The sequence below is a fragment of the Kitasatospora sp. NPDC052896 genome, assembly GCF_044547075.1.
GTDB lineage: Bacteria > Actinomycetota > Actinomycetes > Streptomycetales > Streptomycetaceae > Kitasatospora.
Genome location: NZ_JBITZU010000034.1, coordinates 1 through 11,706, shown reverse-complemented (window position 1 = coordinate 11,706; position 11,706 = coordinate 1). Strand labels below are relative to the sequence as shown.

General features: G+C 70.0%; 11 protein-coding genes and 2 pseudogenes. 9 read left to right on the top strand and 4 right to left on the bottom strand.

Annotated features, from left to right (window positions below; genetic code table 11):
- Positions 1-7 precede the first annotated feature (7 nt).
- Positions 8-733, bottom strand: a complete 726-nt coding sequence (locus tag ACIGXM_RS34700; protein WP_396568094.1) for an SDR family oxidoreductase — start codon at positions 731-733, stop codon at positions 8-10.
- Positions 734-1,068: 335 nt separating this feature from the next.
- On the opposite strand from ACIGXM_RS34700, the gene ACIGXM_RS34695 reads away from it, so the two are divergent.
- Positions 1,069-1,512 (top strand): GtrA family protein, encoded by a 444-nt coding sequence (locus ACIGXM_RS34695; RefSeq protein ID WP_396568092.1) that lies wholly within the window; start codon positions 1,069-1,071, stop codon positions 1,510-1,512.
- Positions 1,513-1,703: 191 nt separating this feature from the next.
- Here ACIGXM_RS34695 and ACIGXM_RS34690 read toward each other — a convergent pair whose 3' ends face one another.
- Complete coding sequence (locus ACIGXM_RS34690) at positions 1,704-2,753, bottom strand: hypothetical protein (protein WP_396568090.1); 1,050 nt, start codon at positions 2,751-2,753, stop codon at positions 1,704-1,706.
- Between the two features lie 607 nt (positions 2,754-3,360).
- On the bottom strand, positions 3,361-3,849 hold the full coding sequence (locus ACIGXM_RS34685) for an SRPBCC family protein (RefSeq protein ID WP_396568088.1): 489 nt from the start codon (positions 3,847-3,849) through the stop codon (positions 3,361-3,363).
- Between the two features lie 110 nt (positions 3,850-3,959).
- On the opposite strand from ACIGXM_RS34685, the gene ACIGXM_RS34680 reads away from it, so the two are divergent.
- Positions 3,960-4,376, top strand: coding sequence for a winged helix-turn-helix transcriptional regulator (locus ACIGXM_RS34680; protein WP_396568086.1), 417 nt, complete (start codon positions 3,960-3,962; stop codon positions 4,374-4,376).
- 87 nt (positions 4,377-4,463) lie between these two features.
- Positions 4,464-5,024: pseudogene (locus tag ACIGXM_RS34675) on the top strand (integrase); the annotation flags it as partial.
- 79 nt (positions 5,025-5,103) lie between these two features.
- Here ACIGXM_RS34675 and ACIGXM_RS34670 read toward each other — a convergent pair.
- Complete coding sequence (locus tag ACIGXM_RS34670) at positions 5,104-6,009, bottom strand: LysR family transcriptional regulator (RefSeq protein WP_396568084.1); 906 nt, start codon at positions 6,007-6,009, stop codon at positions 5,104-5,106.
- Between the two features lie 139 nt (positions 6,010-6,148).
- Between ACIGXM_RS34670 and ACIGXM_RS34665 the strand changes: the two genes are divergently transcribed.
- The 6 genes and pseudogenes from ACIGXM_RS34665 (at position 6,149) to ACIGXM_RS34640 (ending at position 11,274) form a co-directional block, all read left to right on the top strand.
- A complete protein-coding gene (locus ACIGXM_RS34665) occupies positions 6,149-6,967 on the top strand; it encodes a 3'(2'),5'-bisphosphate nucleotidase CysQ (RefSeq protein WP_396568082.1) in 819 nt (272 codons plus the stop codon).
- Positions 6,968-7,007: 40 nt separating this feature from the next.
- Complete coding sequence (locus ACIGXM_RS34660) at positions 7,008-7,604, top strand: NADPH-dependent F420 reductase (protein WP_396568080.1); 597 nt, start codon at positions 7,008-7,010, stop codon at positions 7,602-7,604.
- 284 nt (positions 7,605-7,888) lie between these two features.
- Positions 7,889-8,830, top strand: coding sequence for an alpha/beta hydrolase (locus tag ACIGXM_RS34655; RefSeq protein ID WP_396568078.1), 942 nt, complete (start codon positions 7,889-7,891; stop codon positions 8,828-8,830).
- Between the two features lie 493 nt (positions 8,831-9,323).
- Positions 9,324-9,443, top strand: a pseudogene (locus ACIGXM_RS34650) (aquaporin family protein); the annotation flags it as partial.
- Positions 9,444-9,847: 404 nt separating this feature from the next.
- Entirely contained in the window at positions 9,848-10,243 is a 396-nt protein-coding gene (locus ACIGXM_RS34645; RefSeq protein ID WP_396568076.1) for a MerR family transcriptional regulator, read from the top strand.
- 107 nt (positions 10,244-10,350) lie between these two features.
- The gene (locus ACIGXM_RS34640; protein WP_396568074.1) at positions 10,351-11,274 is read left to right on the top strand and encodes an NADP-dependent oxidoreductase; all 924 of its coding nucleotides are present in this window, start codon (positions 10,351-10,353) and stop codon (positions 11,272-11,274) included.
- Positions 11,275-11,706 lie beyond the last annotated feature (432 nt).

Below are 11,706 nucleotides of genomic sequence, written 5' to 3'. Positions count from 1 at the left end.
CGGGTGTTCAGGCGAGGCGGCCGCCGCCGTCGACGTGCAGCACGGTGCCGGTCACGTAGGGGTTGTCGATGGCGTAGAGCACGGCCTTGACCAGGTCCTGCGGGCTGCCCACCCGGCGGGCCGGGTTGCGCTCGGCCACCCCGCGCAGGAACGCCTCCTTGTCGGCGCCCAGGCCGTCCCAGGAGCCGGTGTCGACGATGCCCGGGGAGACGGCGTTCACCCGGACCGGCGCGATCTCCACCGCCAGCGCCTGGACCAGGAAGGCCAGCGCACCGTTGGTGGTGGCCATCACGGTGCGCGCGGGCGCCGGACGCCAGGCGGCCACCCCGGAGAAGAAGGTGAACGAGCCGCGCTCGGACACCTGCCCGGCCAGGTGCTTGGCCAGCAGCAGCGGACCGATCACCTTGGCCGAGAACGCCCGCTGCACATCCGCCAGTTCGAGATCCTTCAGCGGGCCGTTGGCCGGCACCGCGGCGGTGGAGACCAGGTGATCGAACCGGCCCACCCGCCCGGCGAACTCGGCGATCGACCGCTCGTCGGTCAAGTCGAGCGCGAGCACCTCGCACGGCCCGGACAGCTCACCGGCCGTCCACTCCAGCTTGCGCGGATCCGGACCGGCCAGCACGAGCGTGGCGCCGGCCGCCGAAGCGGCCTTGGCGAGCTCGCGCCCGGTGCGCGAACCCGCACCCACCACGACGAGCCGCTGCCCCTGGAGAAGCGTGCCATCGGACATGGAAGAACTCCTTCGAGTCATTGGGGATCGGCCGTCGCTGTTCCCCGCGGCGGCCACACCACGACCCTCCCCCAACCCCCCGCAATGAGTCCAAGGCTTGTTTTCTACCCCAGCGATAAAATCTGCTCATGGCAATCCGGCCCGCCAGCTCGAATACCTGGTCGCCGTGGCCGACAGCGGCGCCGGCGCGGCACGAGCCGGCCGGGCGCGGCGAGCAGCACCGCGAGGATCCGCCACTCGATGGGAGTCAGCCGGACCGGACCGCCGACCGAATGGCCGAACCTGTGTTCCGCGCGGCTCGACGGGTCCCCGCACGGTGGCCTCATGATGGTGGGGTGCGACACCCCGGCGCACGGCGCAGCGCCTTCCCCCGGCTCGGCCGCACCGCACTGACCAGGGAAGTGTGCTGGTTCGTCGTGATCGGCATCGCCTCCACGCTCGCCCAGGCCCTGCTGTACTGGGTTCTGCGCCACTGGTCACCGCCCGTCCTGGCCAATTTCGCCGCCCTTCTCGTCGTCACCGTCCTCAACACGGAGGCCAACCGCCGGCTGACCTTCCGCGGGACCGCGGTCCGGGTCCTGCAAGCGCATCTGGTCGCGGGTGGCCTGTTCGTCCTGGCCTACCTGGTCACCTCCGGCGCCGTCCTGCTCTTCCGCCACTACCGGCCCACCGCCTCACCAGCGGCCGAGACCCTGGTACTCGCACCGAGCTTCGCCCTGGTGACCGTCGTGCGCTTCACCGTCCTGCGGATGATCGTCTTCAGACGCCGCCACCGATGACCCCCTTGCGCCCGATGCGGCCGACACGCCTGCCCTCACGCATCGTCCCGCCGCCGGTCTCCACCGCCACTGCGGCCGGCCAGCCGGTCTAGGAGTCGATCGCCACGCTTGTCGCGCGCCAACAGGCCGACGGCTGAGCGGGACACTCATGGACCGCGTCGTGGGCGGTACCCCACGTGCGAGTGGCAGCGTCAGGGTCTGCCCCGCTCGGCGATGGATCGGGTGACGGCGGCGAGGTGGTGGGAGGTCTCCCAGGCGCGCCGCTGGCTGGGGCCGCCGGGACCGTCCGCGAGACCAACGGCTCGGATGCGGATTTCACCGTCTCCCCAGGACAGGTCGCTGTGACTGTCGCGCCAGACGTCGGCCTGGGTGAGTTGGCGGCACAACCGGAGGGTGTCGACGCCCGCCGTGCCGACGGCTCGCACGACGTGCCAGTGGCGGCCGCTGGTGTAGCGCAGGCTGGCCGGCGCGACTCGCACGCGGGCCGGGGCCGGCGGGTCGGGGTGGGTGACGCCGTGGTCGCCGAAGTCGGGCGGCGGGCCCGCGGCCCGTCGGGCAACGTGCTCCCACAGGTCCAGGTCGTGGCGGCGCAGCGCGGTGAGGACGTGGGGTGTGACGCGGCGCAGTGTCGGGGGGAACGCCCCGCCGGCGAGGGTGACGTGACGCCAGGGCAGTGTGCGTGCCCAGGTCAGGACCTCGAGTGCTCGTGGGGCGAAGGCGATGGCCGTGTCGGTGTCGGGGAGGTAGCCGGCGTCGAGGAGAAGGTCGGTGTCCTGCGGCGTGAGCGCGACGGCTTCAAGGGCGCCGAGCACGTCTTCGGTCAGTGCCCGGGGGCCGTCGGGCAGGTGGTACAGGTCGATGCGCAGGCAACCTCCTGCGCCATGTGCGAGCTGGGTCTGGCGGGTCTCGTCGAGGGAACCGGCCGGGTCGGTGGTACGGAAGGCGGGGATGAGCGTGTGGAGCCAGTCCTTGAAGGCGTCGCTGAGCCACAGCATGGCGTGGCCGCGGAAGCCGGTCCCCACGGCGCCGTGCTGCCAGAGTTGCCCGCAGTCGACGGTCACGGTGAGGTTGGCGGGCAGGTGCTCGCCGGCGTGTCTGGCGAAGGTCCGCACGACGTCGGCCAGGCGCTGGTCGGGGTGGACTTCGAGGAGCGGGCGGATGTGTGCTTGCACGTCGGCGCTGGTGTTGCGCAGGGCGATGAACTCGCCCGCTTTGCCGCGCAGGATCGGTACGTACTCCATCGGCATCCCCCTGCTGACGGTCGTGCGTGCGCTACCCGGGGTTGCTGTCGCCTCGTCAGTGTGCGGCGCTCGCCCCCGTCGCACCAGAGCGCGCACACGGCGCAGCAGGGCCTGCGCTCACCACCAAAGTCCACCAGAGCGCCCGGGAGCAGGTGCCCGGCGCCGGGGCAGGCGCAGATGACGTCCTGTCCGATTCGTCTGGGGACAGCTCTTGCCCCGAAGGCCCGCAGCGAGCTGGCACGCAGCTGGTGGGCGGGCCCGGCATCGGCTTTTCGGTGGCGGTCTCCCGTGCTACTCCCCACCGAACCCTGCCCTTGTCGATCACCTCGTCTGCCCTTCTCGGAGACCACGGTCGGTGACCCTCCGGGCCATCAGACCCTTGACCTGGCCGCCCTCGCTCTGGACCCCACCGGCCGCGGACGCCCGCGCTGGAGCAGCAAGCGGAAGGCTGCGTCCAATGCCTTCGACACGGCCTTCCACGGGCGCCCTACCGCCGGTCGGGTGTAGGCCGATCAGCCCACACCCGACCGTCTGCACCAATCGAGTGAGGTACACCTAGGTCGCGATGGACCCGAGGTACATCCTCTCGATCTTGGTTGTCACGGTTCTACGAGGAGACCGCGGGAAGGCTGCTGCGCTCCGTCTCCAGCAGGGCGCTGATGTGACGGTGCAGACCCTGCACGCTTTCGGCGCTGGCTTCGGCGACGATGGCGCGCTGAGCCGGGGTGAACGGGGAGTCGGGGCTGTAGAGAGTGCGGCGGGTGAAGCTGGTGGCGCCCTCACCGTCCTCGGTGAGCAGGTACTGCAGGCCCGCGCCGAGACGGTCGTCGATGAGGAGGGAGGACCTGGCGTACTCCTGGTCGACCACACGCCAGTAGAGGTGCTGTTCGCTGCCGTCCTCAAGGACGCCGTACTCGTAGATCACATCGTCGACGCGGTAGGGGCGCTCGGTGACGCCGCCGACGCCGTGGCTGGCGACGTGCCACTCGGGCCAGAAGCGGGCCTGCGTGACGAGATCGAAGACGAACCTGGCAGGGGCGTCGAAGGTGACCGCGTTGCTGTCGCCCACAGTCCAGTCGTTGAACTCGGTACTCATGTCGGAACCTCCTCGGACGAGCTTGTGCTCTCAAAATGAGAGTACACACGATATGGAGGTACACGCAAAGTGTGTATATTCATTCGCGGGACGGAAGGGGTACGGCAGCGATGGGTGACGAACGACGGCCGGGACATCAGGTGTCGGTCCAGGAGGTGCTCGCACGTGCGGGTGACGTGCGGGAGGCCTTCGACACCATTGCCAACACCTGGTCGCTGCTCATCCTGATCGCGCTGAAGGACGGCACGCTGCGCTACAACGAACTCAAGCGCACCGTGGGTGGAGTCAGCGAGCGCAGGCTGTCGCAGACGCTGAAGGCGCTCGAGCGTGACGGGGTGGTGGACCGGAAGCTGGTGCGTTCCATCCCGTCTCACGTCGAGTACAGCCTTACCCCGACGGGCGAGGTGGTCGTCGACTCTCTCAGTGAGCTGCTGTCCACGATCATCGAATTCTCGCCACAGGTCGCAGCCGCACGGCACCGTTACGACGAGAAGCAAGCCCAAACCCAGGAAAGCCCGGAGCGGTAAGCCCCAGTCGTGTGCCGTTCGGATACTCATCGGTGCTGCTAGGAGTGGGTCTGGCGCGCCGTCACGGACTGCTGGAACCCTGTCCAGGTGATCGTCTCACTGGTGTATCAGGTGGCGCGGAAACTGCTGTCGGTTCCGGCGATGCTGCTGCGCCGGGACGCGGCCAAAGACGCCGAACTCCTGGTGCTACGGCATGAGAACGCGGTGCTGCGCAGGCAACTCACCGCGCCGGTGCGGTACGAGCCGGCGGACCGGCTGTGGTTCGCGGCGCTGTCCTCGCTGATCCCCCGGCGCCGGCGGGCGAAGGTGTTTCCGGTGACGCCCGGGACTCTGCTCGCGTGGCACCGCAGGCTGGTCACCCGGAAGTGGGACTACACCAAGCGGCGGGGCAGGCTCGGCAGGCCGCCGACCGCGAGCGCGCTGAAGAGGCTGGTGCTGCGGCTGGCCAAGGAAGATCCGCGCTGGGGCTGCCGTCGGATCCAAGGCGAACTGGTCTGCCTCGGGCATCCAATCGGCACGACGACGGTCTGGGAGATCCTGACGGCGGCAGGCATCGATCCGGCCCCGCGCCGCGGTGGGCCGACGTGGCGCGAGTTCCTGACCGCGCAGGCCGAGGGTGTCGTCGCCTGCGACTTCGTGCACACCGAGCAGCCAGCCCGCCGGGCTCCGCCTCGCCAACACGGCCACCGGTCTGTGTGCCGGCCCCGAAGCGGCCGGACGACGCCGACTACGACGCTCCGCACACGGCTAGCGCGGTTCGCGCCAGCCCGCGCAGCCAGGCGTGGGCGTGGTCGGTGTCGTAGCGCTGATGCCACGACAGGTATATCGGTGCCGACGGCAGTTCGAGAGGGAGGGGGAGCAAGACCAGGCCGAGGTCGGCGACCGCGGACCGCGTGGTCGCTTCGGGGACGCTGATCAGGAGATCGGAGCCGCGTACGAACTTCAGCGCGGCCGCTTCCGTGGGAACGGTCGCCACCACGCGGCGTGTGAGGCCGAGCCGTGCGAGGGCGTCGTCGAGGGCGTTACTGAGGCTTCCACGTCGCGAGACGGTGACGTGCTCAGCGGCGGCGTACCGCTCTGCGGTGATAGTCCTAACACGGGTGAGGGGGTGCCCCTGCCTCACGACGATGACGAGGCGGGTCTCGCCCACGCTCTCGGCACGGATGTCCGGTGCACTCGGACGGTTGGCGTTCGCCTCCAGGTCGACCTCGCCGCGCCGCAACTCGGGGGTGTCGACGCTCGATTCCGCAACAAAGCGCAACCGCACGCCCGGTGCCTGTTCGCGCACGGCCGCGAGCAGTGCGGGGCCACTCAAGGCGACCAGGGAATCGTGCCAGCGGAGTGTGAAAGTGCGCTCCACCGTTGCCAGATCGAGTTCACGGCTCGGTGCCAGCACCCCCTGGACCTGGTGCAGCAGCTCGTGCACCTGTTCCCGCACCGCGATCGCATACGGCGTCGGGGTCATCGTGCGACCGGTGCGCACCAGGATCTGATCCCCGGTCGTGCGCCGGATGCGGCCCAGACTCCGGCTCATCGCGGGGGCGGTGACATGCAGACGCGCGGCCGCCCCGGCCACACTGCCCTCCTCCAGCAGCGCGTCGAGCACGGCGAGCAGATTCAAATCCAATTGCATGTGAGTAACCCTAGCCGTGCTTGACATGCATTTGAAGTTAATTAGGGGGCTGTCTACCGTTGAGGCGAAAGCGCAAGAAGTAACGCGCAGTTCGGCCCTCGACCGGCCTCAGCACCCCACCTCAGACGGGAGTACCACCATGTCCGAAACGCTTCAGACCACTGACGTCGCCGCCTTGGACGCCGATGTGCTCGCCCAGACCGCGATCGCCGTGCGTGAGGCGGGTTCGGCGCTGCGCGAGCGGTTCGGCGAGGTGGTCCGCTACCAGACCCGCGAGGAGCTGATGCGCGCGCTGGCCGCCAACGACGACACAGCCCTCGCCATCCTGCGCCCCCGACTCACGAGCCTGCGCCCGGACGCCGGCTGGGTGGAGGACGAACTCGACGGCGGGGCGCTGCCATCCGGCGAGTGGTGGGTCGTGGATCCGGCCGAAGGCAACGTCAACCACCTGCACGCCCTGCCCGAATGGGCGGTGACCGCCACCCTCGTACGCGACAACCAGCCGGTGCTCACCGCGGTCCACCTGCCGCTGACCGGCCAGACCTACACCGCGCTCACCGGCGCGGGCGCCCACCTCGACGGCCGACCGCTGCACGTCTCCCAGACCGCGGACCTCGGCCTGAGCATCGTGGCCACCAGCCAGGCCCGGCCCGACGAGGACGAGAACGTCGTCCGGCGCGTCGGCTCCTCGATCACCGCGATGCTCCTCGACGCACTCGTCGTCCGCGTCGCCGTGCCCGCGACCCTGCACCTGCTGAACGTGGCTGCCGGCCGGATCGACGCCTTCTGGCAGTCCGCCGGCGCCCGCGCGGACCTGCTTCCCGGCACGCTCCTCGTCACCGAGGCCGGCGGACGGATCTCCGACGCCCAGGGCCGCCCCTGGACCCCGCAGAGCGAAAGCTTCCTGGCCGCCGCACCCGGCGTCCACACCCAGGCCGTCGCCACCCTCTCCCGCTGACCGCCCACCACAACCGCACCCACAAGAGGACCACATCACCATGACCACGATCGCAGTACTCGGAAACGGCCGCGTCGGCGGCAACCTGGCAGCCGCCCTCACCCGCGCAGGACACGAGGTGACCGTCGCGGACCGCACGCCGGGCGCCGCCGCCGACGCCGCCCGCACAGCCCGGATCGTCATCAACGCCACCCCGGGCGCCGGCTCGCTGGACCGGCTCGCCGCCCTGCGCGACGAACTGCGCGGCAAGATCCTCGTCGACGTCTCCAACGCCACCCTCGACGGACCGGACGGACTGCCCGCCGACCTGCTCCACCCCGGCTCAAGCCTCGCCGAACAACTCCAGGAAGCACTCCCCGAAACCCGCGTCGTCAAGACACTCAACACCATGCTCTTCCCGGTGATGACCGCACCGGCCACGCTCACCCAGACACCGACCGCGTTCCTCTCCGGCGAGGACCCCCAGGCCAAGCAGACCGTCCGCGAACTGCTCACCGACCTCGGCTGGCACAAGGACTGGATCACCGACCTCGGCGGGATCCAGACCGCCCGCGCCACAGAGGCCGCGATCCTCTTCGTCCCGCACGTCATCCGGTCCAGCGGATTCACACCCTTCGCGATCTCAATCGCCCGCTGATCCGCACGTAGTACACCGCCGCCGGCCGGCCCACATCCAGAACAGCTACGACAGCGCAGCCAGGGCCGGCGATCCAGCGCCGGACGGCGACCCGTGGCCGTCGGCAGGGGCCGCACGCTCGCCGATCCAAGTGCGCGTGCGCGTGGAGCGCGGGCCCGGCCGTGACCGGGGTCGCGCAGCGCCGGACGGCATCACGCTGCCGCTGCTCCACTCCTGCGACTTGGAGAGATTGGAACAGTCATTCCAATCCGCGTCGTTTCGCCAGCTCCAGGAAGGTCCTCATCATGTCCCTCGACCCTCAGATCGATGCCCTGCTAGAGAAGTTGACCGAAGGAGGCGAACCGGCACCGGAGAGTCGAACGGTCGCGGAGAACCGCGACCTCGTGAGCAGCTTCTCCACCCTCGCGGGCGACGTCGAGCCCGTCGGCAGCGTGCACGACGCAGTGGCCGCCGCCGAAGGCCTCGAGGTCCCCATCCGCATCTACGCCCCCGCCACCCTCCCGCGCTCCGGGCCTCGGCCCGTGACGGTCTTCTTCCACGGCGGCGGATGGGTCCTCGGAGACCTGGACAGCCAGGACCACATCGCCCGCATCATGGCCAACCGCTCCGGCACGATCGTGGTCTCCGTCGACTACCGGCTCGCGCCCGAACACCGCTTCCCGGCAGGGATCGAAGACGCCTACGCCGCCCTGACATGGGTCGCGGCCAACGCCGGGAGTTTCGGCGGCGACGGGCAGAGCATCGCGGTGTTCGGCGAGAGCGCCGGCGGCAACCTCGCAGCGGCCCTCGTGCAGGAAGCGCAGCGGCGCGGGGGACCTCGAATCGCACTGCAGGTACTGGCGTACCCGGCGGTCGACCGGTTCGACGACAGCCCCTCCATGTACGAGAACATGACCGGACCATTGCTGAGCCGCAGCTGGCTCGAATGGTTCTGGGGCCTTTACCTCAACACGCCCGACGAAGGCGCCGACCTGCGCGTCTCGCCGGCGCGCTCCGACCAGCTGGCCGGGCTTCCTCCCGCCGTCATCGTCACCGCCGAACACGATCCGCTAAGGGACCAGGGTGACCGGTACGCGCAGAAGCTCGCCGAAGCCGACGTGCCGGTCACGCACCTCCCGATCAAGGGTGCCACCCACGCTTTCCTCTCGTTCACCGGGTCGGTGCAGCTCTCACGGGACGTCTTGAATCAGCTCGGAGATGCCGTGGCCACGGCGTTCAACGACTGACCCGCCCACCGTTGTGACGATCACCAGCAGCGGCTGAGTGAGCTACGACGGCGTGCCTTTGCGGGGCACACCGGGGAGATCGAGCTGTTCCGGTCGATGCTGGGCGCAGGCGGCGTGCTCTTTCTTCACGGTCCCGGCGGCATCGGCAAGAGCGCGTTGTTGGATGTTCTGGCCGATGTCGCGGTGGCTGCGGGCGCCGATCCGATGACGGTCGATGGCCGTCACGTGCCGCCGGTCCGGAGTTCCCTTGAGGCGCATTCCATCGGCGGCCGGGCGGTGCTGCTCCTGGACACTTACGAGCTGCTCGCCCCGATCGACGACTGGGTACGGGACGAGTTCCTGCCCGCGCTGCCCGCCGACGCGGTCGTGGTCATCGCGGCACGACGACCGCCCTCGTCGCCGTGGCTGGCCGATCCCGCCTGGCGCGAGCTGATCCGGGTCGTCGCGCTGCGCAACCTCGCGCCGCGCGACGGCCGCGCCTGCCTGGCGGGGCGGGATCGCCCCCGGCTCGCTGCCCGGCTTCATCGGCATGCAGCTGATCGGCGGCGCGGTCGGCCTGCTCCTGGTCGCGCTGATCTTCGACCAGCGCCGCCGGGCCGCCGCCGCGAAGTAGCCGCCGACCGCCGCAACAGCCCCGCCTGGCTTCATCGAGGGGACGCGGCGGACGGCACGACCGCCGCGCCGGACCCACCAGGCCGCTGCACCTGCGGTCAGCAGTACGGCGCTGGTGATCGCCCACCAGTTGCCGAGCCAGACGGCGAGCGCACCCGACGCCGCGGCGACGATCAGCGCCGGCCCCGCACAGCAGAGCAGGGCCGCGGCCACCACCGCCACGAACAGGCCGAGGCCGCCGGGGCCATCGGTGTCGGCGTACCGAGAAGAGTGCTCAGGCGCGTACAGACGAACGTGCTCAGTCGTGGGACCGGGACGACAACCCTGCGGCCGTGGGGGTGTCCGCGAGCGTCCATGACTCGCCGGCGGTCTGAACCCGGAGCACGCGGGCGTAGGCTCTCAGAAATGCGGATAGGCGAGCTGTCCAAGCGCACGGACGTGAGTCCGCGCTCACTGCGGTACTACGAAGAGCAGGGCCTGCTGACCAGCTCACGCTCCGACGCCGGGCAGCGTCACTATTCCGATGCTGCGGTCCAGCGCGTATCGCTCATCCGACAGCTGTTCGACGCGGGTATGTCCAGCCGGGTGATCGCGACTGTGCTGCCGTGTGTGGACATCCCCGGTGACCTGGGCGTCGCCGAGGAGACGTTCACGGCGATGATGCGCGAGCGCGACCGGATCGACGCCGACATCGCGCACCTGATCGAGACCCGGGATGCACTCGACGTGCTGATCAGGGCCAACAGCCGGCACCGGGCGGAGCTGTCCACGGCCCCGGAACCGGTGGCACAGTCGGCCTGATGCTGTGATCTGCATCTCAGCCGCTTGCCCCTTACATCAATGTCAGAGGTGAGGATGGCGACAGCGCCCGGAACCACCGGGGTCGGTCACACGAGAGGCAGCAGACAATGGGGCAGGCGTGGGGTTTCGGCAGGTATGGCGGGCCCGAGGCGCAGGAGTCCTTCGATCGTCCCGATCCCGTCCCCGGTCGCGGCGAGGTGCTGATCCGGGTCACCGTGGCCGGCGTGAATCCCCTCGACCACCTTCTGCGCTCGGGTCTGGTCGACGGGCTCGACGGCGGGCGTCCGTTTCCCCGCGTGCTGGGCATGGAGGCAGCCGGAATCGTTCTCGCCCGGGGCGAGGATGTCGAAGGGCTCGAGGTGGGTGACGCGGTCTTCGGCTTCGCACTCACCGGTGGCGGCACCTACGCCGAGACGACGGTGCTGTCCGCGCCGAACACCGCGCGTATCCCGGAGGGTCTGTCCGCGACCGTGGCGGCAACGCTGCCAGTGGCCGGGACGACCGCGGTGGACGTGCTCGACCAGCTCGACCTCCCAGCCGGTGCCACGGTCCTGGTCAACGGGGTCGGGGGCGGGGTCGGCCTCACCGTCGCCCGGCTGGCCATTGGGCGCGAGCTGCGTGTGATCGGCACCGGGAGTACCGCCAAACGCGAGCACGCCGAGGCCATCGGGGTGCGGTTCATCGACTACGCCGCCGAGGACGTCGCCGCCGCGGCACGCGAGCTGGTCCCGGACGGCTTCGACGGGATCGTCGACCTGGTCGGAGGCACCTCGCTGCGGACGGTCGCTCCACTGGCCCGGGATCCCCGCAACGTCATCGCTGTGGGTGACATGTCTGTGTCCGATCTCGGTGGGCGTTTCGTCGAGCGTCGCGTCGACCGCGACAACCTGGAGCGGTCGGCCCGGCTGGCCCTCGACGGAGTCCTCGCACCCGTGATCACCGCGATCCATCCACTCTCCGACGCCCCGGCCGCCCTCGCCACCGTCGAGAACGGTCACACCTCGGGCAAGGTTGTCATCAAGGTGGCATGAGAAGTGCCCGGCCGCCCGACGCCGTCGACGGTCCATTGCGGACTGACGAGAACCCGTGGTCAGCGCATCATCAACTGAGCACGTTCACCTGTACGGGGTTGAGCACGTTCAGGCGTACGCCGATAATCGGTGCCGTGGTGCCGTGGTGCCGTGGTGCCGTGGTGCCGTGGTGCCGGGAGTGCGCGGGCGGGGGCATGGCGAGCCGTGCCTATCCGGCGGTGGCGGTCAGCAGCGGGCCGAAGATCTCGGCACAGGTGTGGTTCTGGATCACTTTCCATGCCAGAGCCACGGAGTGTCACCGGAACCGCGATCATGAACAGTCGTGTCTGACGATCTCCTCCAAGACCTCTGGCTCCACCACACCGCCGATGTCGCGGTCAACACCCTGACCATCCACGCCGACCGCGTGACCGTCCACGCCGCCACGACCGG

Bases quoted from the DNA above. Each gene is read 5' to 3' on its own strand.
- ACIGXM_RS34700 (WP_396568094.1), bottom strand. From the start codon at position 733: ATGTCCGATGGCACGCTTCTCCAGGGGCAGCGGCTCGTCGTGGTGGGT.
- ACIGXM_RS34640 (WP_396568074.1), top strand. From the start codon at position 10,351: ATGGGGCAGGCGTGGGGTTTCGGCAGGTATGGCGGGCCCGAGGCGCAG.
- ACIGXM_RS34670 (WP_396568084.1), bottom strand. From the start codon at position 6,009: ATGCAATTGGATTTGAATCTGCTCGCCGTGCTCGACGCGCTGCTGGAG.
- ACIGXM_RS34690 (WP_396568090.1), bottom strand. From the start codon at position 2,753: ATGGAGTACGTACCGATCCTGCGCGGCAAAGCGGGCGAGTTCATCGCC.
- ACIGXM_RS34660 (WP_396568080.1), top strand. From the start codon at position 7,008: ATGACCACGATCGCAGTACTCGGAAACGGCCGCGTCGGCGGCAACCTG.
- ACIGXM_RS34680 (WP_396568086.1), top strand. From the start codon at position 3,960: ATGGGTGACGAACGACGGCCGGGACATCAGGTGTCGGTCCAGGAGGTG.
- ACIGXM_RS34685 (WP_396568088.1), bottom strand. From the start codon at position 3,849: ATGAGTACCGAGTTCAACGACTGGACTGTGGGCGACAGCAACGCGGTC.
- ACIGXM_RS34655 (WP_396568078.1), top strand. From the start codon at position 7,889: ATGTCCCTCGACCCTCAGATCGATGCCCTGCTAGAGAAGTTGACCGAA.
- ACIGXM_RS34665 (WP_396568082.1), top strand. From the start codon at position 6,149: ATGTCCGAAACGCTTCAGACCACTGACGTCGCCGCCTTGGACGCCGAT.
- ACIGXM_RS34645 (WP_396568076.1), top strand. From the start codon at position 9,848: ATGCGGATAGGCGAGCTGTCCAAGCGCACGGACGTGAGTCCGCGCTCA.